The 21,337-nt window shown below is 63.6% G+C and carries 23 protein-coding genes; 12 read left to right on the top strand and 11 right to left on the bottom strand.

The window, feature by feature from the left end; translation table 11 throughout:
• Positions 1–6: 6 nt before the first annotated feature.
• Positions 7–210 (bottom strand): twin transmembrane helix small protein, encoded by a 204-nt coding sequence (locus tag PVZ78_RS17515; RefSeq protein ID WP_016703917.1) that lies wholly within the window; start codon positions 208–210, stop codon positions 7–9.
• 69 nt (positions 211–279) lie between these two features.
• Here PVZ78_RS17515 and PVZ78_RS17520 point away from each other — a divergent pair, with 69 nt between their 5' ends.
• The 5 genes from PVZ78_RS17520 to PVZ78_RS17540 are packed head-to-tail and all read left to right on the top strand — an operon-like array spanning position 280 to position 4,188.
• Positions 280–1,020 carry an SURF1 family protein gene (locus PVZ78_RS17520; protein ID WP_041987860.1) on the top strand — a complete coding sequence of 247 codons (741 nt, stop codon included), beginning with the start codon at positions 280–282 and terminating at the stop codon, positions 1,018–1,020.
• The gene (locus PVZ78_RS17525; RefSeq protein ID WP_101281600.1) at positions 986–1,579 is read left to right on the top strand and encodes a hypothetical protein; all 594 of its coding nucleotides are present in this window, start codon (positions 986–988) and stop codon (positions 1,577–1,579) included. The genes PVZ78_RS17520 and PVZ78_RS17525 overlap by 35 nt, the downstream gene beginning before the upstream one ends.
• Before the next feature lie 10 nt (positions 1,580–1,589).
• Complete coding sequence (locus tag PVZ78_RS17530; RefSeq protein WP_007924313.1) at positions 1,590–2,669, top strand: COX15/CtaA family protein; 1,080 nt, start codon at positions 1,590–1,592, stop codon at positions 2,667–2,669.
• Positions 2,657–3,556: a heme o synthase gene (gene cyoE / locus PVZ78_RS17535; protein WP_009046269.1), complete on the top strand. Its 900-nt coding sequence runs from the start codon at positions 2,657–2,659 to the stop codon at positions 3,554–3,556. The genes PVZ78_RS17530 and cyoE overlap by 13 nt, the downstream gene beginning before the upstream one ends.
• Positions 3,553–4,188: an SCO family protein gene (locus PVZ78_RS17540; protein WP_009041520.1), complete on the top strand. Its 636-nt coding sequence runs from the start codon at positions 3,553–3,555 to the stop codon at positions 4,186–4,188. Before cyoE ends, PVZ78_RS17540 begins: the two co-directional genes overlap by 4 nt.
• Before the next feature lie 189 nt (positions 4,189–4,377).
• Here the strand turns inward: PVZ78_RS17540 and PVZ78_RS17545 are convergent, their stop codons facing one another.
• The 7 genes from PVZ78_RS17545 to zur form a co-directional block, all read right to left on the bottom strand.
• Positions 4,378–5,151 carry a MetQ/NlpA family ABC transporter substrate-binding protein gene (locus PVZ78_RS17545; protein ID WP_009046270.1) on the bottom strand — a complete coding sequence of 258 codons (774 nt, stop codon included), beginning with the start codon at positions 5,149–5,151 and terminating at the stop codon, positions 4,378–4,380.
• Positions 5,152–5,206: 55 nt separating this feature from the next.
• Positions 5,207–5,881 carry a methionine ABC transporter permease gene (locus tag PVZ78_RS17550; protein WP_009046271.1) on the bottom strand — a complete coding sequence of 225 codons (675 nt, stop codon included), beginning with the start codon at positions 5,879–5,881 and terminating at the stop codon, positions 5,207–5,209.
• The gene (locus tag PVZ78_RS17555; protein ID WP_009046272.1) at positions 5,881–6,888 is read right to left on the bottom strand and encodes a methionine ABC transporter ATP-binding protein; all 1,008 of its coding nucleotides are present in this window, start codon (positions 6,886–6,888) and stop codon (positions 5,881–5,883) included. The genes PVZ78_RS17550 and PVZ78_RS17555 overlap by 1 nt, the downstream gene beginning before the upstream one ends.
• 313 nt (positions 6,889–7,201) lie before the next feature.
• Entirely contained in the window at positions 7,202–7,915 is a 714-nt protein-coding gene (locus tag PVZ78_RS17560; RefSeq protein ID WP_273829008.1) for a PA5502 family lipoprotein, read from the bottom strand.
• Positions 7,916–7,952: 37 nt separating this feature from the next.
• The gene (gene znuB / locus PVZ78_RS17565; protein ID WP_009046274.1) at positions 7,953–8,741 is read right to left on the bottom strand and encodes a zinc ABC transporter permease subunit ZnuB; all 789 of its coding nucleotides are present in this window, start codon (positions 8,739–8,741) and stop codon (positions 7,953–7,955) included.
• The gene (znuC, locus tag PVZ78_RS17570; RefSeq protein WP_009046275.1) at positions 8,734–9,519 is read right to left on the bottom strand and encodes a zinc ABC transporter ATP-binding protein ZnuC; all 786 of its coding nucleotides are present in this window, start codon (positions 9,517–9,519) and stop codon (positions 8,734–8,736) included. The genes znuB and znuC overlap by 8 nt, the downstream gene beginning before the upstream one ends.
• On the bottom strand, positions 9,519–10,001 hold the full coding sequence (gene zur, locus PVZ78_RS17575) for a zinc uptake transcriptional repressor Zur (protein ID WP_007924301.1): 483 nt from the start codon (positions 9,999–10,001) through the stop codon (positions 9,519–9,521). Before zur ends, znuC begins: the two co-directional genes overlap by 1 nt.
• 57 nt (positions 10,002–10,058) lie before the next feature.
• Between zur and PVZ78_RS17580 the strand changes: the two genes are divergently transcribed.
• Complete coding sequence (locus tag PVZ78_RS17580; RefSeq protein ID WP_273829009.1) at positions 10,059–10,988, top strand: zinc ABC transporter substrate-binding protein; 930 nt, start codon at positions 10,059–10,061, stop codon at positions 10,986–10,988.
• Between the two features lie 74 nt (positions 10,989–11,062).
• Here PVZ78_RS17580 and PVZ78_RS17585 read toward each other — a convergent pair whose 3' ends face one another.
• Entirely contained in the window at positions 11,063–12,013 is a 951-nt protein-coding gene (locus PVZ78_RS17585) for a homoserine kinase (protein ID WP_016703912.1), read from the bottom strand.
• Positions 12,014–12,075: 62 nt separating this feature from the next.
• A complete protein-coding gene (locus PVZ78_RS17590; RefSeq protein ID WP_007924295.1) occupies positions 12,076–12,363 on the bottom strand; it encodes a DUF2782 domain-containing protein in 288 nt (95 codons plus the stop codon).
• A gap of 74 nt (positions 12,364–12,437) precedes the next feature.
• Here PVZ78_RS17590 and polA point away from each other — a divergent pair, with 74 nt between their 5' ends.
• Positions 12,438–15,245: a DNA polymerase I gene (polA, locus tag PVZ78_RS17595; RefSeq protein ID WP_273829010.1), complete on the top strand. Its 2,808-nt coding sequence runs from the start codon at positions 12,438–12,440 to the stop codon at positions 15,243–15,245.
• Between the two features lie 413 nt (positions 15,246–15,658).
• Here the strand turns inward: polA and yihA are convergent, their stop codons facing one another.
• Positions 15,659–16,300, bottom strand: coding sequence for a ribosome biogenesis GTP-binding protein YihA/YsxC (gene yihA, locus PVZ78_RS17600; protein WP_009046280.1), 642 nt, complete (start codon positions 16,298–16,300; stop codon positions 15,659–15,661).
• Positions 16,301–16,491: 191 nt separating this feature from the next.
• Here yihA and PVZ78_RS17605 point away from each other — a divergent pair, with 191 nt between their 5' ends.
• The 5 genes from PVZ78_RS17605 (at position 16,492) to PVZ78_RS17625 (ending at position 21,303) form a co-directional block, all read left to right on the top strand.
• Positions 16,492–16,782: a c-type cytochrome gene (locus tag PVZ78_RS17605; RefSeq protein ID WP_009041528.1), complete on the top strand. Its 291-nt coding sequence runs from the start codon at positions 16,492–16,494 to the stop codon at positions 16,780–16,782.
• 45 nt (positions 16,783–16,827) lie between these two features.
• Entirely contained in the window at positions 16,828–17,433 is a 606-nt protein-coding gene (locus tag PVZ78_RS17610) for a c-type cytochrome (RefSeq protein WP_273829011.1), read from the top strand.
• Positions 17,434–17,628: 195 nt separating this feature from the next.
• Positions 17,629–18,258 carry a thiol:disulfide interchange protein DsbA/DsbL gene (locus tag PVZ78_RS17615; protein ID WP_009041530.1) on the top strand — a complete coding sequence of 210 codons (630 nt, stop codon included), beginning with the start codon at positions 17,629–17,631 and terminating at the stop codon, positions 18,256–18,258.
• A gap of 13 nt (positions 18,259–18,271) precedes the next feature.
• Entirely contained in the window at positions 18,272–19,150 is an 879-nt protein-coding gene (locus PVZ78_RS17620; RefSeq protein WP_009046282.1) for an endonuclease/exonuclease/phosphatase family protein, read from the top strand.
• Positions 19,147–21,303, top strand: a complete 2,157-nt coding sequence (locus tag PVZ78_RS17625; RefSeq protein WP_028683570.1) for a GGDEF domain-containing protein — start codon at positions 19,147–19,149, stop codon at positions 21,301–21,303. The genes PVZ78_RS17620 and PVZ78_RS17625 overlap by 4 nt, the downstream gene beginning before the upstream one ends.
• The last annotated feature ends 34 nt before the right edge of the window (positions 21,304–21,337 follow it).

A 21,337-nucleotide genomic window follows, 5' to 3' on the forward strand; every position in this document is an offset into this window, starting at 1 on the left:
GCGGGGTTACCAGGGCGCGTGCGACACCAGCTGGCCGCTGAAGAAGCCCCAGGCGATCAAGCCGACGGTGAGCGCGGCCAGGCACACACGCACGGTCAACGACCTGACCAGGCGATGGGAGCTGCTGTCGTCCTTGACCAGAAAGAACAGGCCGCTGAACAGGCTGATGAGCGTGGCGATCAGCAACAGGACGATTGCCGCTTTAAGCATGGTGGGCTCCAGGGGAAACGCGATGCGCTTGAGTATAGCCAGTCGATCTCGCCACTTTCGGGCGCTGCCATGAACGGCTTTCGCCCGGGCGTGCTGCCGACCCTGGTGGTGCTGGCGTTGCTGCCGGTACTGGTGACGCTCGGGTTCTGGCAACTGGGCCGGGGCGAACAGAAGCGCGAGCTGCTGGCCAGCTACGCGGAACGGCGGGTGGCCGAGCCTTTGAGCGTGGATGAGCTGCAGGCTGCCCCTGATCCGGCGTTCCGCCGGGTGCGAGTGCATGGCAGCTTCGATGCAGCCCACAGCCTGCTGCTGGATAACCGCATGCACGAAGGCAAGGTCGGGGTCGAGCTGCTGCAACCCTTTCTCGACCAGGCCAGCGGCCAATGGCTGTTGCTCAACCGGGGCTGGCTGCCCTGGCCGGACCGGCGCACGCCACCGGCGTTCAGTACCCCCGAACAACCTCTGGACCTCGACGCCTGGGTCTATGTCGCCCCCGGCGCGACCTTTCAACTGCATGCCGATCCGCGCAATGCCCAGTGGCCGCGGCTGGTGACGACGGTCGATCCAGCCAGGCTCTGGAGCGAGCTGGGACGCAGCGGCTTTGCCTACGAGCTACGCCAGGAGGCTGGCCCGGGCGCCTACCTGACCGAATGGCCGGTGGTGGCCATGGGGCCGGAAAAACATCTGGGCTACGCCGTGCAGTGGTTCGCCATGGCGCTGGCCCTGTGCGCTTTGTACCTCTATCTCGGATGGCATAACGCAAGGGAGAAACACCATGGGAGCGGCCATGAATCCACCCAACATTTCTGAGGCCCAGGCGCCGCACAACCGGCGCCGCGGACGCTGGCAGCTGCTGCTGATCGTGGCCATGGTGATCGGCCCGATGATCCTCGCCACCGGCATGTACAAGTTGCAGTTCTGGGTGCCGGAAAGCCGCAGCTACCACGGTGAGCTGATCGGCAACGGCCAGAGCCGCGCCGACATCGGGGTCCAGGCCGACGAGACGCGCTGGCAGATCCTGGTCACCGCGCCCAGGGACTGCGCGGTGGATTGCCAGCAACTGGTGTACCTGGCGCGGCAGATCCAGATCTCCCTGGGCCGCGACGCCTCCCGGGCCAGCCACGCCCTGGCCGCCTCCCAGCCGCTGGACACCGATTACCAGGCCAAGCTGCAGCGCGAGTACCCGCAACTGCAACGCTACCCACTGGACCTGCCGACCTTCACCAAGGGCGCCAGCGACCAGGGCGCGCCGCTGCTGTGGATAGTCGACCCGCACGGCAACCTGGTCCTGCGCTACGACGCCCGGGTCAAGGGCAAGGACCTGCTCAACGACCTGCGCCATCTGCTGAAACTGTCGAACATCGGATAAGGGCATCGTCATGGCCAAACCTGGATTTCGCCTCGCCTTATTTGCCACCTTGCTGGCACTGATCGTGGTGCTGCTCGGCGCCTATACCCGGCTGACCCACGCCGGCCTCGGCTGCCCGGACTGGCCGGGGTGCTACGGCTTCATCAGCGTGCCGAAAAGCGAAGCCCAGCTGGCCCATGCCGAGCTGCATTTTCCCGACACCCCGGTGGAAGCCCACAAGGGCTGGAACGAGATGATCCACCGCTATTTCGCCGGTACTCTGGGCCTGTTGATCGTATTGCTGGCGGCACGCTCCTGGACCCATCGGCATCATCCCGGGCAACCATTGAAGTTGCCGCTGTTCCTGCTCTCGGTGGTGTTCGCCCAGGCCTTGTTCGGCATGTGGACGGTGACCCTCAAGCTGTGGCCGCAGGTGGTCACCGCGCACCTGCTGGGCGGCTTCGCCACCCTGAGCCTGCTGTTTTTGCTGACGCTGCGCCTGTCCGGGGTGCTGCCGGCGCTGATCGTGCCGCGCCGCCTGCAGTACTGGGCCACGGCCGGGCTGGTGCTGGTGATCGGGCAGATCGCCCTGGGCGGCTGGGTCAGCTCCAACTACGCGGCGGTGGCCTGCATCGACCTGCCGACCTGCCACGGCCAGTGGTGGCCGGCGGCGGATTTCGCCAACGGTTTTCACCTGACCCAGCACATCGGCCCCAACTACCTGGGCGGGCAGCTCGACAGCGACGCCCGCACCGCCATCCACCTGACCCATCGCATCGGCGCGTTGCTGGTGACCCTGGTGTTGCTCGGCCTGGCCTGGCAACTCAAGCATGTGGGCATGACCCGCCTCGCCGGGTTGGTGCTGGTGGCGCTGGCGGCGCAGATCGGCCTCGGCATCAGCAATGTGCTGTTCCACCTGCCGCTGCCGGTGGCCGTGGCGCATAACGCGGGTGGCGCGGCGCTGCTGCTGACCCTGGTGCTGGTCAACTATCACGCCCGTACCAGCCTGGTCCGCGCCCGCTCGCACCTGCCGCTGGGCTGGCGCCTGAGCCCGCGCAAACACGCCGCCGGGCCCATCACTATTAAAGGAGAAATGCCATGGCGACTCTGATCGGCGAGCGTCACCGCCAGGCGATCTGGCGTGACTACCTGGAGCTGACCAAACCCAAGGTGGTGGTGCTGATGCTCATTACCTCGCTGGTGGGCATGTTCCTCGCCACCCGTGCCGGGGTGCCGTGGACGGTGCTGGTGTTCGGCAACCTGGGCATCGCCCTGTGCGCCGGTGCGGCGGCAGCGGTGAACCATGTGGTGGACCGGCGGATCGACGCGGTCATGGCGCGCACCCACAAACGGCCGCTGGCCGAAGGCCGGGTATCGCCGCCGGCGGCGCTGGGTTTCGCCCTGCTGCTGGCCATCGCCGGGCAAGCCTTGCTGCTGGCGTTCACCAACCCGCTGACTGCCTGGCTGACCCTGGCATCGCTGCTCGGTTATGCGGTGATCTACACCGGTTTCCTCAAGCGGGCGACCCCGCAGAACATCGTGATCGGCGGCCTGGCCGGGGCCGCGCCACCGCTGTTGGGCTGGGTCGCGGCCACCGGCCATGTGACGGCCGAACCGCTGCTGCTGGTGCTGATCATCTTCGCCTGGACCCCGCCGCACTTCTGGGCCCTGGCCATTCACCGCAAGGAGGAATACGCCAAGGCCGACATCCCGATGCTGCCGGTGACCCACGGCGAGCATTACACCAAGGTGCATATCCTGCTCTACACCTTCGCCCTGCTGGCGGTCAGCCTGCTGCCCTATGCGATCCACATGAGCGGCCTGCTCTACCTGATTTGCGCCCTGGGCCTGGGCGCGCGCTTTCTGCAATGGGCCTGGGTGCTGTACCGTGGCAGTCGGCCGCACGCGGCGATCAACACCTTCAAGTACTCTATTTATTACTTGTTCCTGCTGTTTATCGCGCTGCTCGTAGACCACTACCTATTGTTGAACCTATGACTCGAACTCAGAAAACCGTCTTTATTCTCGTGGCGCTGGTGGCCCTGGTGCTGGGGCTCACCGTCAACAAAGTGCTGACCGGCAAGAACCAGGGGGACCCGACCGCGCTGATCGACGCCGGGATCATCCTGCTGCCCCAGAGCCGCAACCTGCCGGATGTGAAGATGACCGACCAGGAAGGCCAGCCGGTGGTGCTCAATGAGCTCAAGGGCAAGTGGAGCCTGCTGTTCTTCGGCTACACCTTCTGCCCGGACATCTGCCCGACCACCCTCGCCCAACTGCGCCAGATCAAGAGCGAGCTGCCCAAGGAGGCGGTGGACAACCTGCAGGTGGTGCTGGTCAGCGTCGACCCGAACCGCGATACGCCGCAGCAGCTGAAACAGTACCTGGGCTACTTCGACAAGGACTTCAAGGGCCTGACCGCGACCTCGGTGGCGGATGTGCAGAAGCTCGCCAATGCGGTGAGTATCCCGTTCATTCCGGCGGACACCAGCAAGCCCAACTACACCGTCGACCACAGCGGCAACCTCGCGGTGATCGGCCCGGACGGCACCCAGCGCGGCTTCATCCGCGCGCCGCTGAACAACCAGAAACTGGTGGCCCAGCTGCCGGTGATGTTGCAGCGCAAGTAATCCGGGACGCCTGAGTCCTGTAGCCGCTGCCGCAGGCTGCGATAAGGTGCGGAGCACCTTCCGAGGCCCTCAAGAGCGCGTCTCCTGCGGAGCCGATCGCAGCCTGCGGCAGCGGCTACAGGGGGCGCGGTAGGCAACTGAAACGAAACGGGGCGCCTTGAGGCGCCCCGTTTGTGTTTCTGTAACCGATCAGAACGCCGGAACCACGGCGCCTTTGTACTTCTCGAGAATGAATTGCTTCACTTCGGGGCTGTGCAGGGCGGCAACCAGTTTCTTCATGGCGTCCGAATCCTTGTCGTCAGGACGGGCCACCAGGATGTTCACGTAAGGCGAGTCCTTGCCTTCGATCACCAGGGCGTCCTTGGACGGGTCCAGCTTGGCTTCCAGGGCGTAGTTGGTGTTGATCAGCGCCAGGTCGACCTGGGTCAGCACGCGCGGGATGGTCGCGGCTTCCAGCTCACGGAATTTCAGGTCCTTGCTGTTCTCGGTGATGTCTTTGACCGTGGACAGGATGTTGTTGGAATCCTTGAGCTTGATCAGGCCGGCCTTGGCCAGCAGCAGCAAGGCGCGGCCGCCGTTGGTGGCGTCGTTGGGGATCACCACGTTGGCGCCACCTGGCAGTTCTTCGAGCTTCTTGAACTTGTTGGAGTAGGCGCCCAGCGGCTCCAGGTGCACGCCGGCGACGCTCACCAGGTGGGTGCCCTTGGCCTTGTTGAACTCATCCAGGTACGGCTGGTGCTGGAAGAAGTTGGCGTCCAGGCGCTTTTCGGCGACCTGCACGTTCGGCTGGATGTAGTCGGTGAAGACCTTGACCTTCAGGTCCACGCCTTCCTTGGCCAGCGCCGGCTTCACGAATTCGAGGATCTCGGCGTGAGGCACCGGAGTGGCGGCCACGGTCAGGGTGTCAGCGGCGTTCGCGGAAAACGCGGCAACGGCGGCGAAAGCGACGAGTAGTTTTTTCATCCAGCTAGCTCCTTGTGAGGCGCCCGGTGCCGGACGCCTGCCGGCCAGGGCCGACTTATTTTCGGGAAAAGTGCACCACCAGCTTGTCGCCGACGGTTTGCAGAACTTGAACCAGCACCAGCAACAGCACCACGGTGACCACCATCACATCGGTCTGGAAGCGCTGGTAACCGAAGCGGATCGCCAGGTCGCCGAGACCGCCCGCGCCTACCACGCCCGCCATGGCGGTGTAGGAAACAAGGGTAATCGCTGTCACGGTAATTGCCGCGAAAATACCCGGACGGGCTTCCGGCAGCAGGGCGTTGGTGATGATCTGCCGGGTGGTCGCGCCCATCGACTGGGTAGCTTCGATGATGCCGCGGTCCACTTCGCGCAGGGCGGTCTCCACCAGGCGGGCGAAGAACGGCGTGGCGCCGACCACCAGGGGCGGGATCGCGCCGGCGACACCCAGCGAGGTACCGGTGATCAGCACGGTGAACGGGATCATCACGATCAGCAGGATGATGAACGGCAGCGAACGCAGGATGTTCACCATCAGCGACAGCAGGGCGTAGAGGCTCTTCTGCTCCAGCAGTTGGCGCGGGCTGCAGAGGAATAGCAGCACACCCAGGGGCAGGCCCAGCAGCACGGTGAACAGCAACGAACCACCGAGCATCAGCAGGGTGTCGCCGGTGGCCAGCCAGATTTCGTACCAGTCGATATTGGCGAAGAAACTTGTCAGCAGTTCCATTAGCGCAGCACCTCCATATGGACGTCCGCCGCGGTGAAGTGGGCGAAGGCCGCCTCCATGTCACCGCCGGTGATAGCCAGGGTCAGTTGCCCGTAAGGGACATCTTTGATGCGGTCGATGCGGCCGGCGAGGATGCTGTAGTCCACCCCGGTTTCGCGGGCCACGGTGCCCAGCAGCGGCGCGTAGGTGGCGTCGCCCTGGAAGGTCAGGCGCACGATGCGCCCCGGTACGTGGGCGAAGTCGTCGCGCTGTTCGCTTTCGTCGATCTGCTCGTCTTCCTGGACGAAACGCTTGGTGGTCGGGTGCTTGGGATGCAGGAACACCTCGGCCACCGAACCCTGCTCGACGATCACCCCGGCATCCATCACCGCCACCTGGTCGCAGACGCGACGGATCACGTCCATCTCATGGGTGATCAGCACGATGGTCAGGTTCAGTTCGCGGTTGATCTCAGCCAGCAGTTGCAGGACCGACGCGGTGGTCTGCGGGTCCAGGGCGCTGGTGGCTTCGTCGCACAGCAGGATCTTCGGCTTGGTCGCCAGGGCGCGCGCGATGCCGACGCGCTGCTTCTGCCCGCCGGACAGCTGGGCCGGGTACTTCTTGGCGTGATCGGACAGACCGACGCGGGCCAGCAGCTCGGCCACGCGCTGGTCGATCGCACTGCGCGACAGCTCGCCGGCCAGGGTCAGCGGCAGCGCGACGTTGTCGGCCACGGTCTTGGAAGCCAGCAGGTTGAAGTGCTGGAAGATCATCCCGACCTGCTGGCGGAAGCGGCGCAGGCCGTTGGCGTCCAGGGCGGTGACTTCCTCGTCGTCGACGATGATCTTGCCGCCGCTGGGGTTTTCCAGGCGGTTGATCAGGCGCAGCAGGGTACTTTTACCCGCGCCGGAATGGCCGATCAGGCCAAATACCTGGCCATTCTCGACCTTCAGGCTGGTCGGATGCAGGGCGGGAATATCCTTACCGGCGACCCGGTAGGTTTTATGGACGTTTTGAAACTCGATCACGTAGCGAACCTTGTGGGGCGCGTTAGAAAAGGATCAGCGGTTAGCCGGGCGCGCATTTTAGCCTGTCCGTATAGAGGTTCTTAGCATTTATTTTGTATTCATCCTTCGATTTGGCAATAACGCGATCAAAGGTTATGGCACCGGCTCTGGGAGCGGGAGCCCAAGGCGATTGCGGCGAGATGTTTGTTTAGGAGCACAGCTTGCGTGCGATGGGGACGCCACGGTCATCTGTAGTACCGCGTTATCGTTCATCGCGGGCAAGTCGGATCGCCGCCCGCTTGCTCCTACAGCCGCGGGCTTGCGGGCGATGGGTTTATTGGGGCTTGCGCGGGCTCAGCACCATCTGTGCCGGGACGTGGCGCAGGATCTGCCGTTCGATTGTCAGGTCGTAGTCGGCATCGAGCTTCTTCACCCGCTTGCTCAGCAGGGTCTTCAGCCAGGGGTAATCCTCGGTGCGTGGCGCCTGGATGCTCACGTCGCACTGGTAATTCACCACATCGGCGGCGATCGCATCGAGTTGCCGACGCAGTTGCTTGATATCGCTGAGGTTCAGCGCAATGGTGGTGCTCTCGGCGGCCGGGTCGATCAGCTTGGCTGGCGGCCGGGCTTCAGCGGCCTTGAGCGCGGCTTCGGCTTTTTCCAGCTCGGCTTTACGGGCCTGGGTGATGGCGCCATCGACGCCACCGGTCAGGGCCGGTGCCTTGGGCATCAGCGCGCGGGCGCGGCTCAGGGCCGTGGCGGCGGCGTTGACATCACCCTTTTGCAGCACGATCTGGCTGCGCTGCAGGTAGGCTTCGGCCAGCTGGCGCTGGTATTGCTCGAGCTGCGGGTCGTTGGGCGACTGGGCCTGCAAGGCGCTCAACTGGTCTTCGGCGGTGGCCAGTTCACTGCTGGCGATATTTTGCTGCAGCTGTGCGATGGCCGTGGCGCGGGCGTCGGGCACTTCAGCCGGCGGCGTGCTCTGGCAGGCGCCCAGCAGCAGGGAAAATGCGACAAGGAGCAGATAACGGGAGGCGAACGGCTTCATTCCTGCGACTCTCTAATTGCGCAAAAAGCGAGCAAGTCTACACCCCTCGACGGGGCAGGACAAAACTCAGCAGAAACAATGCGGCCGCCGTGACCACAATCGACGGCCCCGCGGGGGTGTCCTTGAACCAGGACAACGCCAGCCCGCCACAGACCGCGAGTATGCCCAGCAGGCTTGCACCCAGCGCCATCTGCTCCGGGGAACGGGCGTGACGTTGAGCCGCAGCCGCCGGGATGATCAGCAGCGAAGTGATCAGCAACACCCCGACGATCTTCATCGCCACCGCGATCACCACCGCGATCAACAGCATTAGCGCCAGGCGCAACGACGCCACCGGCAAGCCTTCGACCCTGGCCAGCTCCTCGTGCACGGTGATCGCCAGCAACGGCCGCCACAGGGCCACCAACAGCAGCAGGACCGCGGCGCTGCCGCCGAGAATCCACGCCAGGTCGCCGGGGCTGATCGCCAGCAGATCGCCGAACAGATAGGCCATCAGGTCGATCCGCACGTCATGCATGAAGCTTAGTACCACCAGCCCGAGGGAGAGCGTACTGGGGGCGAGAATCCCCAGCAGCGTATCGGAAGCCAGCGGCTGGCGTTGTTGCAGGGTGACCAGCAGCACCGCCAGCAACAGACAGCCGACGGTCACCGCCACCGCCGGGCTGACATCCAGCAGAAAGCCCAGGGCCACGCCGAGCAAGGCGGCGTGGGACAGGGTGTCGCCGAAATAGGCCATGCGCCGCCAGACCACGAACGATCCCAGGGGACCTGCCACCAGCGCTAGCGCCAGGCCTGCGAGCAGGGCGTAGAACAGAAAATCAGCCATGCTTGCAGCTATCTCCGTGAACATGAACGTGACCGGCCGCGGCCCCGGTGACGACCGAGCCGTGCAGATCGTGGGCGTGGTCGTGATGGTGGTGGTAGATCGCCAGGCTCGGCGCGTTCTGGCCGAACAGCTCGACGAAGGCCGGGTCGCCGCTGACCTGTTCCGGGTGGCCGGAGCAGCACACGTGGCGATTGAGGCAGACCACCTGGTCGGTGGTGCTCATCACCAGGTGCAGGTCGTGGGAGACCATCAGCACACCGCAGCCGTGGCGATCGCGCAAACGGGTGATCAGGCTGTACAGCTCGGCCTGGCCGGCGACGTCCACGCCTTGTACCGGCTCGTCCAGTACCAGCAGTTCCGGCTCGCGCAGCAGGGCGCGGGCCAGCAGCACACGCTGCATCTCGCCGCCGGAAATGCTCTGCACCGGGCTGTCGATCACCTGTTCGGCGCCGACTTCGTTCAGCGCGGCCAAGGCTGTCGCGCGGTCCACGCCGGGCACCAGGCGCAGGAAACGCAACACCGACAACGGCAAGGTCGGATCGACGTGCAGCTTCTGCGGCATATAGCCAACCCGCAGCTTCGGCTTGCGCCAGACGCTGCCGCTGTCGGGCTTGAGCAGGCCGAGCACGGCGCGCACCAGGGTGGTCTTGCCGGCGCCATTGGGGCCGATCAGGGTGACGATCTGCCCTGGTTCGACACTGAGCTGGATGTTGTCCAGCACGCTCTGCCCGGCAAAGGTCACCGCGACCTGGTCGAGGCGGATCAAGGCAGTGCTCATCAAGCCCCCTGGCAACCCGAGCAGAGGCCGACCACTTCAACGGTCTGGCCTTCGACGACAAAGCCGACATCGCGGGCGCTGCTGATGATCGCGTCGCTGATGGATTTTTGTTCAAGCTCGATGGCGGCGTGGCAGACGCGGCAGATCAGGAACTGGCCCTGGTGCGCGTGTTCCGGGTGGTTGCAGCCGACGAAGGCGTTGAGCGAGGCGATGCGGTGCACCAGGCCGTTTTCCAGGAGGAAATCCAGGGCGCGGTACACGGTTGGCGGCGCGGCGCGACGACCGTCCTGTTCGCTGAGCACGGCGAGGATGTCGTAGGCACCCAGTGGCTTGTGGCTTTGCCAGACCAGCTCCAGCACCCGCCGACGCAGGGCGGTCAGGCGCAGGCCTTGGCGCGCGCACAGGGCATCGGCCTCGGACAGCGCGCTGTGCACGCAGTGAGAGTGGTCGTGGGGGCGACTGGCGAGGGGGGTTTTAGGCATGAGCGGCGACGATAATTGTGAGAGACGTTATTATGTTACCCGTTCTCGCCTCTTCGAGTGGTCATCGTGTCCCGACTTTTTGCCCTTTTTGTCGCTTTTACCGCCAGTTTGTTCGTGATCAGCTCGGCCCAGGCCGAGGTCCGGGTCCTGACCAGCATCAAACCCCTGCAATTGATCGCCGCCGCCGTCCAGGATGGCATCGCCGTGCCCGAGGTTCTGCTGCCGCCGGGTGCCTCGCCGCACAACTATGCGCTGCGCCCTTCCGACGTGCGCAAAGTGCAGTCGGTGGAGTTGCTGTACTGGATCGGCCCGGACATGGAGAGCTTCCTGCCGCGGGTGCTCAAGGGCCGCACGTTGCCATCGCTGGCGGTGCAGGATCTGCCAGGCCTGAAACTCCGTCATTTCGCCGAAGATAACCACTCGCACGCTGAAGAAGCCGACGAACATGATCACGATCATCGTCCGGGCAGCCTCGATGCGCACTTGTGGCTGTCGCCGGTCAACGCGCGGGTCATCGCCGACCGCATGGCGGCCGACCTGAGCGCCGCGGACCCGGCCAACGCCGCGCGTTACCAGAGCAACGCCAAGGCTTTCGACGCACGCCTGGATGCCCTGGATGCCCGTTTGAAAACCCGCCTGGCGCCAATCGCCGGCAAGCCTTACTTCGTCTTCCACGAAGCCTTCGATTATTTCGAAGACGCTTATGGCCTCAAGCACGCGGGCGTGTTCAGCATCGCGGCCGAGGTGCAGCCAGGCGCGCAGCATGTAGCGGCGATGCGCATGCGCTTGCAGGAAGTCGGCAAGACCTGTGTCTTCAGCGAGCCGCCATTGCGCCCGCGCCTGGCCGAAACCCTGGTGGCGGGCTTGCCGGTGAAGCTGGCGGAGCTCGATGCGCTGGGCGGCTACACCCCGGCCTCCGCGCAGGGGTACGAGCAGGTGTTGGAGAAGCTGGGCAACGATCTGGCGGGTTGCCTGGAATCGCTGTAAAGGCGGCTGACGCTATCGCGGGCAAGCCTCGCTCCTACAGGGGATCGTAGGTGCGAGGCTTGCCCGCGATGCTTTCAGATGGCGAACGGCAATGGCGTGCTGACCTGCTGGCGCTGGGCCAGGCGCAGCTGGAACTCCATCGGGTCGTGAATCAGCACGTCCTGTCCGGCGAAGGACTCGGCGGCGATCAGGCGTGACAGCCAGAAGCGCACGCAGGCCACCCGCAGCATGGTTGGCCACAGCTCGGCCTCGGCGGTGGTGAACGGGCGCAGGGTCGCGTAGGCGCCCAGCAGGGCCCGGGCGCGCGAGCCGTCGAGCAGGCCGTCGGCGTCGGAACACCAGTCGTTCAGGGCAATCGCCACGTCATACAGCATCGGCCCGGAGCAGGCGTTGTAGAAGTCGATCAGCCCGGTCAGGTGCGTGCCTTCGAACATCGCGTTGTCGCGGAACAGGTCGGCGTGGATATTGGCCCGTGGCAGCGCGAGGATCTTCACCTTCTGTTCGGCGATTTCATCCAGCGCCCGCTGCAGCAGATCCCGCGCCTGGGGATCGAGATGCGAGAGCATCTGCGAGCCTTCTTCCTGCATCCAGTCCAGGCCACGATCGGTCTTGCGCTTGATCATGTTGTCCTTGGTCGCCAGGTGCAGGTGAGCGAGCAGCTCGCCGACCTGCGCGCAATGCTGGGCATTGGCTTGCTTGATGTGCTTGCCGGCCAGGCGCGGCTGCAGCAGCGCCGGCTTGCCGGCCAACTCGCGCAGGGCCACGCCGTCGGTGGTGCGCAGGGCGTAAGGCACCGGCAGGTCGGCGTCGTGCAGCACGTCCAGCAGTTCGATGAAGAACGGCATTTCCTGGACCGGGCCGCGCTCGACCAGGGTCAGGACGAACTCGCCCTGTTCCAGGCTGATGAAGAAGTTGGTGTTTTCGCTACCAGCGGCAATCCCCTGGAAGTCAAGCAGGCGGCCGAGCCCGTAAGGGGCGAGAAAGGTTTCCAGCTCGGGCCGAGCCAGGGGAGTAAACACAGACATGGTTAAAAACTGCCAGTACGGGCGCCGCTGTCGAGCCAGCGCCGGTTGAAGTTAGGAGTGGTTTACCACTCGAAAATTTTCCACGCCGGAATCAGCATATCCGGCTGGTCCGAACGAATGAAGTTGCCATCGGAACCGTCGGCGCGCACCAGAAAGTAGGGTTTGCCAACCTTCGGCGTGACCTTGATGGCGTACAGGAAACCGTTCTGGCGGTACTCCTGGATGGTCTTGTCGCCTTCCGTGCGAATGGTCACTTCCGGATCCGCCGATGGCGCATCCTCCGCCGCAATCACGGCCATCGGCGCGATTGCAATCAGGCTGGCCAGCAGCAAGCGATTTAGTGTGCGCATGATAACCTTGTCCCTTTGTCGTCAACGGTCCCGCTATTCTAGCGCCGGACCCGCCGAAAAGGTTGATCCTGCTCATGAGCCAAGCCCCCCTCGTCCTGGTGGACGGTTCGTCCTACCTGTACCGCGCCTTCCACGCGCTGCCACCTTTGACCACTTCCAAAGGCATGCCGACCGGTGCGGTCAAGGGCGTGCTGAACATGCTCAAGAGTCTGCGCAAGCAGTACCCGGACAGTCCGTTCGCCGTGGTGTTCGACGCCAAGGGCGGGACCTTCCGCGATGACATGTACGCCCAGTACAAGGCCAATCGCCCGAGCATGCCCGACGACATGCGGGTGCAGATCGAGCCGTTGCACGCCAGCGTGATCGCCCTGGGCTTTCCGCTGCTGTGCGTCGAGGGCGTCGAGGCGGACGACGTGATCGGCACCCTGGCCCGCAGTGGCGCGGCGGCCGACCGGCCGGTGGTGATCTCCACTGGCGACAAGGACATGGCGCAGCTGGTGGATGGGCACATTACGCTGGTCAACACCATGTCCGGTAGCAGCATGGACGTGGAGGGCGTGAAGGAGAAATTCGGCGTCGCTCCCGAGCAGATCATCGATTACCTGGCGCTGATGGGCGACTCCTCCGACAACATTCCGGGTGTGCCGGGCATCGGCCCGAAGACCGCTTCCGGCTTGTTGGTGGGGGTCAATGGTGGCTTGAACGAGCTGTATGCACAGCTCGATATCGTCCCGAGCCTGCCGATTCGTGGGGCCAAAACCCTGCCGGCCAAGCTCGAAGAGCACAAGGAAATGGCTTTCCTCTCCTATCAGCTGGCGACCATCAAGGTCGATGTGCCGCTGGATGTTGGCCTGGACGACCTGCACCTGGGCGAGCCGGATCGCGACAAGCTGGTGGAGCTGTACAGCCTGCTGGAGTTCAAGAGCTGGCTCGACGAGCTGCAGCGCGATGCCAAGCGTCTCGAGCTGAGTGCCGCCGCGGCGCCCGAGCCGGTGGCCGACCTGTTGACCCAGGCCGAGGCTGAGGTCGAAGCGCCGGTGGCGGTTGAAGCGCAGTACGAAACCATCCTCGATCAGGCGCGCTTCGATGCCTGGCTGGAGAAACTGAAGAACGCCAAGCTGTTCGCCTTCGATACCGAAACCACCGGTATCGACGCCCAGCAGGCGCAGCTTGTGGGGCTGTCCTTCGCCGTGCAGGCCAACGAAGCGGCTTATATTCCGCTGACCCACTCTTATATCGATGTGCCGGAGCAACTGGATCGCGACACCGTCCTGCGGGCCCTGAAGCCGATTCTCGAAGACCCGAACAAACTCAAGGTCGGCCAGCACGCCAAGTTCGACATGAACATCCTGGCCAACTGCGCCATCGGCGGCGATCAGGCCAACGGCATCACGGTGCGCGGGGTCGCCTTCGACACCATGCTCGAGTCCTATGTGCTCAATTCCACGGCTACCCGGCACGACATGGACAGCCTGGCGGAGAAATACCTGGGCCACACCACCGTGAGCTTCCAGGACATCGCCGGCAAGGGCGCCAAGCAGCTGACGTTCGACCAGATCGCCCTCGAGCAGGCCGGGCCTTATGCGGCGGAAGACGCCGATGTGACCCTGCGTCTGCATCAGGTCCTGCATGAAAAACTGGCTGCGATCCCGAGCCTGGCCAGCGTGCTCAGCGATATCGAAATGCCCGTGGTGCCGGTACTGGCGCGGATCGAGCGCCAGGGAGCGCTGGTGGATGCCGACCTGCTGCGTGTGCAGAGCATCGAACTCGGCGACAAGATGGTGGAACTGGAGCGTGAAGCCTTCGAGATCGCTGGCGAAGAATTCAACCTCGGCTCGCCCAAGCAGCTGGGGGTGATTCTCTATGACAAGCTCGGCCTGCCGGTGCTGAAGAAAACCGCCAAAGGCCAGCCGTCCACTGCTGAAGAAGTGCTGGCCAAGCTGGCGGAGGACGACTACCCGCTGCCCAAGGTGCTGATGCAGTACCGCTCCATGAGCAAGCTCAAGAGCACCTACACCGACCGCTTGCCGGAGCAGATCAACCCGCGTACCGGGCGGATCCACACCTCCTACCATCAGGCGGTCGCGTCTACCGGGCGTTTGTCTTCCAGCGATCCGAACCTGCAGAACATCCCGGTGCGTACCGCCGAAGGCCGGCGTATCCGCCAGGCCTTTATCGCGCCGCCTGGCTACAGACTGCTGGCGGCTGACTATTCGCAGATCGAACTGCGGATCATGGCGCACCTGTCCCGCGACGAAGGGCTGCTGAATGCCTTCCGCAATAACCTCGACGTGCACACGGCAACCGCGGCCGAAGTATTCAAGGTCGAGCTCAAGGACGTCAGTTCCGATCAGCGCCGCAGCGCCAAGGCGATCAACTTCGGCCTGATCTACGGCATGGGCGCGCAGAAACTCGGCAAGGACATCGGCGTCGATACCAAGACCGCCAAGGCCTATATCGACACCTACTTCGCCCGCTATCCCGGCGTGCGCGAATACATGGATCGCACCCGCGCCCAGGCTGCGGAACAGGGTTATGTGGAAACCCTGTTCGGGCGCCGCCTGTACCTGCCGGAGATCAACTCCAACAAGCCGCAGGAACGCGCCGGCGCCGAACGTACGGCGATCAACGCGCCGATGCAGGGCACGGCGGCCGACATCATCAAAAAGGCCATGGTGGCGGTGGATAACTGGCTGGCGACCTCAGGCCTGGATGCCAAAGTCATCCTGCAGGTGCACGACGAACTGGTGCTGGAAGTGCGCGAAGACTTGGTGGACCAGGTAAGCGAGGAGATTCGCGGCTACATGAGCAAGGCCGCGACCCTGGATGTGCCGCTGCTGGTCGAGGTCGGGGTGGGCAGTAACTGGGATGAGGCGCACTGAGGCGAGAACGCAGCACTTTGGCCGCGGCATAGTGCCGCGGCGAAGGCTGGCGAAGAGCTATTAGTGCGGAAAATTTCATCGACTATTGCCAATAGTTTTTGAAACCTCCCGGAACTTAATCGGCGAAAGCCCACTCAGAGTATCTGAATGGCTGGTGAAGCCCTTCGATGCTCCTATGTTGTGTTAAGTGTTGGCAGATATCTGGACCCCGCCCTAGCGGTCCGGAACTTGGACCCCGAACTTCCCCTCCCCATACGAAGTCCGGGGTTTTTTTTGCCCTAAAACTGCCTGTGGCGCGATCATGCTGCGTTAAAAGCGCGGCCCGAAATGCTCATTTACAGCCAGTAAACTCCGCTTTCGAGCCGCGCTTTTGCCTTGCCTGATCACTCCACAGACAGTTTTATCTATGTCTTTCAGACTTCGATTTCGGCGCCTTTGTCTGCCAGTTCCATCCAGCTCGCCAGTACAGTGTAGGCCTCTTCCAGGCCCATGCGTTTTGGCGCCGAGAACAGTTGGATGGTGACGTTGTCGCCCCAGCCTTTACGGATTTGCGACTGCACCTTGAGCAGGGTGTTCTTGGCCGCGCCGTAGGTCAGTTTGTCGGCCTTGGTCAGCAGGATATGCATCGGCATGCCGCTGGCGACGGCCCAGTCGAGCATCAGCAGGTCGAAGTCGGTCATCGGATGGCGGATGTCCATCATCAGAATCAACCCCTTCAGGCTCTCGCGGCTGCCCAGGTAGGCTTCCAAGTGACGCTGCCAGTGCTGCTTGAGCGGGATCGGTACTTTCGCGTAACCGTAGCCCGGCAGGTCGACCAGACGGCGATCGTCGTCTAGCTTGAAGAAGTTCAACAGCTGCGTGCGGCCCGGGGTTTTCGAGGTGCGTGCCAGGCTGGCATGGGTCAGGGTATTCAGGGCGCTGGATTTGCCGGCGTTGGAACGCCCGGCGAAGGCGACTTCGAAGCCTTCGTCGTCGGGGCATTGATCGACTTTGGCGGCGCTGAGCATGAAAGTGGACTGTTGGCACAGACCAAGAATGGGGTTTTTCAGTTGCATGGGATTTCCGATAGGGGCGGTGCCGAGAATGGACGCGGCGAGCGGTGTCGTTTCCGTTTCAGTAACGCCAGTATATAATGCCGCAGATTTTGTGTGCGCTTTGTCCCAGCGTAGGATGAAGTTCACGAGAGCGATAGACCTTGATTGCGCATTAGAACGCAGCACGCTCTCAACCCTGAAAAGGTCGTTTTATGACGAAATGGCTGCTGGCTGCCGGCGTCCTGATACCGCTTTACAGCGCTCAGGCTACACAGGATCCGGAAGCTGTGTACAACCGTGTTTGTGGGGCTTGTCATTCCGGCCAACTACCAACGGCTCCCCGCAAGGGGGACCAGGGAGCTTGGGCGCCGAGGCTGGCGCAAGGTATGGAGACGCTGGTGCAACACGTGACCCAGGGTTTCAAGGCGATGCCGCCGCGTGGTTTGTGCATGGACTGCAGTGCCGAGGATTACCGAGCCATCATCCTTTGGATGAGCGAGTGATCCCGGTCCATAACTCTTAACCCTTAGCCGTAGTTGGATTAGCTGATGAACAAATTACTCGTGAGTCTGCTGTTGACCTTGGGCATCACAGGTGTCGCCCATGCTGCAGGCGACGCTGCTGCCGGTCAGGCGAAAGCCGCCGTATGTGGTGCCTGCCATGGTCCGGATGGGAACAGCATGGTGCCTAACTTTCCAAAGCTGGCGGGTCAGGGTGAGCGTTACCTGAACAAGCAGTTGCACGACATCAAGTCCGGCAAGCGCCAGGTGCTGGAAATGACCGGCCTGCTGACCAACCTGAGCGATCAGGACCTGGCCGACCTCTCCGCCTACTTCGCCAGCCAGAAAGGCAGCGTCGGCGCGGCAGACCCGAAAGTCGTGGCTCGCGGTGAAGAATTGTTCCGTGGCGGCAAGCTGGATCAAGGCATGCCTTCCTGCACCGGTTGCCACTCGCCAAATGGCACGGGTAACGCCGCCGCCGGCTTCCCGCACCTGGGTGGCCAGCACGCTCAGTACGTAGCCAAGCAGTTGACCGACTTCCGCGAAGGCAACCGCACCAACGACGGCGACACCATGATCATGCGCAGCATCGCCGCCAAGCTGAGCAACAAGGACATCGAAGCAGTATCCAGCTACATCCAGGGCCTGCACTGAGGCCGGCGATCATGTTGCGAAAGGGTCTATCTTGCGCAACGTTAATGATCGATTAATCTGTCGATGAAAGCATAAAGGGTGGCTCAGGCCGCCCTTTTTTATGGCGTCTGCCGCTACACTAGCGAACTCAAGCCCCGCCATGACCTGTCTGCGAACAGGCCGCGCGAGGCGACCTTACTTGTTCAGGAGTAAAGCATGCGTAATCTGATTCTCAGCGCCGCTCTCGTCACTGCCAGCCTGTTTGGCATGACCGCTCAAGCCGCCGAACCCCTTGAAGCCGGTAAACAATACGTAGAGCTGAGCAGCGCCGTTCCGGTTGCGGTGCCTGGCAAGATCGAAGTGGTCGAGCTGTTCTGGTATGGCTGCCCGCACTGCTACGCCTTCGAGCCGACCATCAACCCATGGGCTGAAAAACTGCCGGCCGACGTCAACTTCGTACGCATCCCGGCCATGTTCGGCGGTATCTGGAACGTTCACGGTCAACTGTTCATCACCCTGGAAGCCATGGGTGTCGAGCACAAGGTCCACAAAGCCGTATTCGAAGCCATCCATGGCGGCAAGAAACTCGCTTCCCCAGAGGAAATGGCCGAGTTCCTGGCCGGCGAAGGCGTCGACAAGGACAAGTTCCTGAGCACCTACAACTCGTTCGCCGTCAAAGGCAAGGTCGAGGACGCGAAGAAGAAGGCCCAGGCCTATCAGATCTCCGGCGTACCGACCATGGTCGTCAATGGCAAGTACCGCTTCGACCTGGGCACCGCCGGTGGTCCTGAAGGTGCCCTGAGCGTCGCCGACCAGCTGATCGCCAAAGAGCGGGCGGCCAAGTAAGCGAGCCCCTGCCATGCGACGTTGGGGTACGGAACGCATCGTTGGCCTGCATGACCCGCGGGTCAACGAGCACCATGTGGCGTCCTCCGGCCTGCCGGCAGACAGCCGTCTGCGGCTGCTCAGTTTCAATATCCAGGTCGGTATCAGTACCGAACGTTACCGGCATTACCTGACCCGTGGCTGGCAGCACCTGCTGCCGCACAACGGGCGCGCCGACAACCTGCAAAGGATCGGCGATCTGCTGGGCGACTTCGATCTGGTCGCCCTGCAGGAAGCCGATGGCGGCAGCCTGCGCTCGGGCTACGTCAATCAGGTCGAGCACCTGGCCCAGCTCGGCGCCTTCCCCTACTGGTACCAACAGCTCAATCGCAACCTCGGTCGCCTGGCCCAGCACAGCAATGGTGTGCTCAGCCGCCTGCGACCCTGGGCGATCGAAGATCATCCGCTGCCAGGCCCCAAGGGGCGTGGTGCGATCCTTCTGCGCTTCGGCGATGGTCCCGAGGCGTTGGTGGTGGTGATGATGCACCTGGCCCTGGGCGCCCGTACGCGCACCCGGCAGTTGGCCTACATCCGCGAGATGATCGGCGGGTACAAGCATCAGGTGCTGATGGGCGACATGAACACCCATGCCAGCGATCTGCTGGAGCATTCGCCGTTGCGCGATCTCGGTCTGCTGGCGCCGCAATTGGAAGCGACGTTCCCCAGCTGGCGCCCGCAACGCTGTCTTGATCATATTTTGCTCAGCTCCAGCCTGACGCTGGAGCGGGTCGAAGTCCTGGCCCAACCGATTTCCGATCACCTGCCGGTCGCGGTAGAGATTCGTCTGCCGGGTTCGCTCACGGCCGATGCATTGCCCGCGCTGAGTCCTGCCCCTCGCGGAACCCATGAATGAGCGACGACGCCCAGCGCTGGAAAGAGAAATACCTCAAAAGTATCGAACAACAGGAAAAACTCGAGCGACGCTGGAATGCCCGCCTCGACCTGCTTCGCCGTGGCCTGGTGCGCAGCACGCTGGCGGCCGAAGGGACTGATCGCGCCGTCGACCAGTGCATGAAGGAAATGCGCGAGGTGGTGCGCACCGACGATATGGACGCGGCCTTGGCGGCCCTGTTGCCACGCCTGGAAAAAGCCGTGCTGGACTCCGAGCAGCGTCGCGAGACGCGCATCGAGCAAATGAGCACGGCCCTGACTTCGCTGGTCAGCCAGTTGCAGAAGCTGCCGTTGCCCCGCGAGGTGAGTCGGCCGCTGAAAAACTTCGCCAAGCAGCTGGATGGTCGCGTCGGCCAGGCCCGGGAAATCCCACTGTTGCTGGGCGAACTGAGCGGCCTGCAAGGCAAGGCGCTGAGCCAGTTGGAGAGCCCCCCGGAGCCGAGCCGCCCAGGTTTGCTGCAGCGCTTGTTTGGTGGTCGTGACGCTGACGAAGCGCCTGCGGCGTCCGCGGCTGAGACGCCTGCGGTGGTGGCAGCCCCCGCTATGGAGCAGCCGCTGGCAACGGCTGAAAGAGTTGACACGCCCCCGCCCCCGCCTCGGGTCGAAGTCGCGCCCGCACGGCCGTCCGAAACCCTGGAGCCGGTGCCCCCGCCTGTGGTCGAGAAGCCCGCTGCTGTCAGCCAGCCGCCCGAGCCACAGCCGCAAGCGCTGCCCGAGGTAACCACGGCAGTCCAGGTCGAGGCCTTTGTGCCGCCGGTGCTGGAGTCGGAGAAACCCATCGCCGTCGAGCCGGCACCGCCGATGCCGGATTCGCAGGAAGCGCCGCTGCCAGTTGTGCCTGGCCCCGTCGAAGCACCGCTGTCCGTGCAGCCGCCGACTGTCGAGGCTCCGGTTGTTCTTTCCAACCCGGACGAATTGATCGTTGCCGCACCCGCCGAGGCGACCCCGGCGCCAGTGCTGCTTGACCGCTTGCCATTGCCGGCGGCCATGGCCGAGGCGCTGGCGGCGGTCGATCCGCAGCAGGCCGAGCAGGATGTGCTGTACGCCCTGCCCGACTCGCCGGAGCCGTCCTACAGTTCGGTGGCCAAGCACATCGAACATACCCTGCTCGGCCTGCTGGACGACTTGAGCCTGCCCGAGCGTCACCGGCCGCAAGCCGAGTCCATGCGCGATCGCTTGCAACATGGATTGAACTGGTACGAATTGCTGCCGATCCTCGACGATCTGGCAGTGTTGATGCTGGCGATCACCGACAGTGGCCAGCATGAGTTCGAGGCTTATCTCAAGCAGCTCAACGAGCGCCTGGAATCCTTCCAGAGCAACCTGCAGGCCGCCAGCGAAGGCCATGCCGACAGCAGTTCCGCGGCGCGGGAGATGGACACGCAGATTCGCGAGCAGGTCGATGGTCTGCAAAGCAGCGTTCAGGAGGCGGCGGATCTGGACGACCTCAAGCAGGTCCTGGAAAGCCACCTGGAAGGCCTGCTCGGCACCATGGACCATCACCAGAAGCAGCGTGACGAGCGCGAGAAGGAAGTGGCCGCGCGCCTGCAGAGCCTGGCCGAGCGGGTGTCGAGCATGGAGCAGGAAGCCCAGGGCTACCGCGAGCACCTGGAAGAACAGCGGCAGAAAGCGTTGATCGACCCCCTCACCGGCCTGCCCAATCGCGCGGCCTGGAGCGAGCGCCTGGAGCATGAAGTGGCGCAGTGGCAGCAGCACGGCAACACCTTGTTGTTGGCGATGCTCGACCTCGACCACTTCAAGCGCATCAACGACAACTACGGTCACCTGGCCGGCGACAAGGTGCTGAAGATCATCGCCGGCGTATTGCGCAAGCGCCTGCGCGGCAGTGACTTCATTGCCCGTTTCGGCGGTGAAGAGTTCGTCCTGCTGATACCCAATACTTCATGGCCGGTCGGGGCGCGCCTGGCGGAAACCTTGCGGGCGGCCATCGAAGCCTGTCCGTTCCACTTCAAGGGCGAGCGCGTGACCATCACCATGTCCATCGGCATGAGTGCCTTCAAGCCGGGAGAACGCAGCGATCTGGTGCTCAAAAGAGCCGATCAGGCGCTCTATCGGGCCAAGGAGGCGGGGCGCAACCGGGTGGAACTGGGCTGACGCATAATTTGTTCCATTTTGTATAAACCGGTGT

It is taken from the genome of Pseudomonas sp. SBT1-2 (assembly GCF_028640875.1).
GTDB classification, from domain to species: domain Bacteria; phylum Pseudomonadota; class Gammaproteobacteria; order Pseudomonadales; family Pseudomonadaceae; genus Aquipseudomonas; species Aquipseudomonas chlororaphis_I.

What these genes read in the sequence shown, in the direction of transcription:
- PVZ78_RS17515 (WP_016703917.1), bottom strand. Translation starts at nt 210, where the DNA reads ATGCTTAAAGCGGCAATCGTCCTGTTGCTGATCGCCACGCTCATCAGC.
- PVZ78_RS17520 (WP_041987860.1), top strand. Translation starts at nt 280, where the DNA reads ATGAACGGCTTTCGCCCGGGCGTGCTGCCGACCCTGGTGGTGCTGGCG.
- PVZ78_RS17525 (WP_101281600.1), top strand. Translation starts at nt 986, where the DNA reads ATGGGAGCGGCCATGAATCCACCCAACATTTCTGAGGCCCAGGCGCCG.
- PVZ78_RS17530 (WP_007924313.1), top strand. Translation starts at nt 1,590, where the DNA reads ATGGCCAAACCTGGATTTCGCCTCGCCTTATTTGCCACCTTGCTGGCA.
- cyoE (WP_009046269.1), top strand. Translation starts at nt 2,657, where the DNA reads ATGGCGACTCTGATCGGCGAGCGTCACCGCCAGGCGATCTGGCGTGAC.
- PVZ78_RS17540 (WP_009041520.1), top strand. Translation starts at nt 3,553, where the DNA reads ATGACTCGAACTCAGAAAACCGTCTTTATTCTCGTGGCGCTGGTGGCC.
- PVZ78_RS17545 (WP_009046270.1), bottom strand. Translation starts at nt 5,151, where the DNA reads ATGAAAAAACTACTCGTCGCTTTCGCCGCCGTTGCCGCGTTTTCCGCG.
- PVZ78_RS17550 (WP_009046271.1), bottom strand. Translation starts at nt 5,881, where the DNA reads ATGGAACTGCTGACAAGTTTCTTCGCCAATATCGACTGGTACGAAATC.
- PVZ78_RS17560 (WP_273829008.1), bottom strand. Translation starts at nt 7,915, where the DNA reads ATGAAGCCGTTCGCCTCCCGTTATCTGCTCCTTGTCGCATTTTCCCTG.
- znuB (WP_009046274.1), bottom strand. Translation starts at nt 8,741, where the DNA reads ATGGCTGATTTTCTGTTCTACGCCCTGCTCGCAGGCCTGGCGCTAGCG.
- znuC (WP_009046275.1), bottom strand. Translation starts at nt 9,519, where the DNA reads ATGAGCACTGCCTTGATCCGCCTCGACCAGGTCGCGGTGACCTTTGCC.
- zur (WP_007924301.1), bottom strand. Translation starts at nt 10,001, where the DNA reads ATGCCTAAAACCCCCCTCGCCAGTCGCCCCCACGACCACTCTCACTGC.
- PVZ78_RS17585 (WP_016703912.1), bottom strand. Translation starts at nt 12,013, where the DNA reads ATGTCTGTGTTTACTCCCCTGGCTCGGCCCGAGCTGGAAACCTTTCTC.
- PVZ78_RS17590 (WP_007924295.1), bottom strand. Translation starts at nt 12,363, where the DNA reads ATGCGCACACTAAATCGCTTGCTGCTGGCCAGCCTGATTGCAATCGCG.
- polA (WP_273829010.1), top strand. Translation starts at nt 12,438, where the DNA reads ATGAGCCAAGCCCCCCTCGTCCTGGTGGACGGTTCGTCCTACCTGTAC.
- yihA (WP_009046280.1), bottom strand. Translation starts at nt 16,300, where the DNA reads ATGCAACTGAAAAACCCCATTCTTGGTCTGTGCCAACAGTCCACTTTC.
- PVZ78_RS17605 (WP_009041528.1), top strand. Translation starts at nt 16,492, where the DNA reads ATGACGAAATGGCTGCTGGCTGCCGGCGTCCTGATACCGCTTTACAGC.
- PVZ78_RS17610 (WP_273829011.1), top strand. Translation starts at nt 16,828, where the DNA reads ATGAACAAATTACTCGTGAGTCTGCTGTTGACCTTGGGCATCACAGGT.
- PVZ78_RS17615 (WP_009041530.1), top strand. Translation starts at nt 17,629, where the DNA reads ATGCGTAATCTGATTCTCAGCGCCGCTCTCGTCACTGCCAGCCTGTTT.
- PVZ78_RS17620 (WP_009046282.1), top strand. Translation starts at nt 18,272, where the DNA reads ATGCGACGTTGGGGTACGGAACGCATCGTTGGCCTGCATGACCCGCGG.
- PVZ78_RS17625 (WP_028683570.1), top strand. Translation starts at nt 19,147, where the DNA reads ATGAGCGACGACGCCCAGCGCTGGAAAGAGAAATACCTCAAAAGTATC.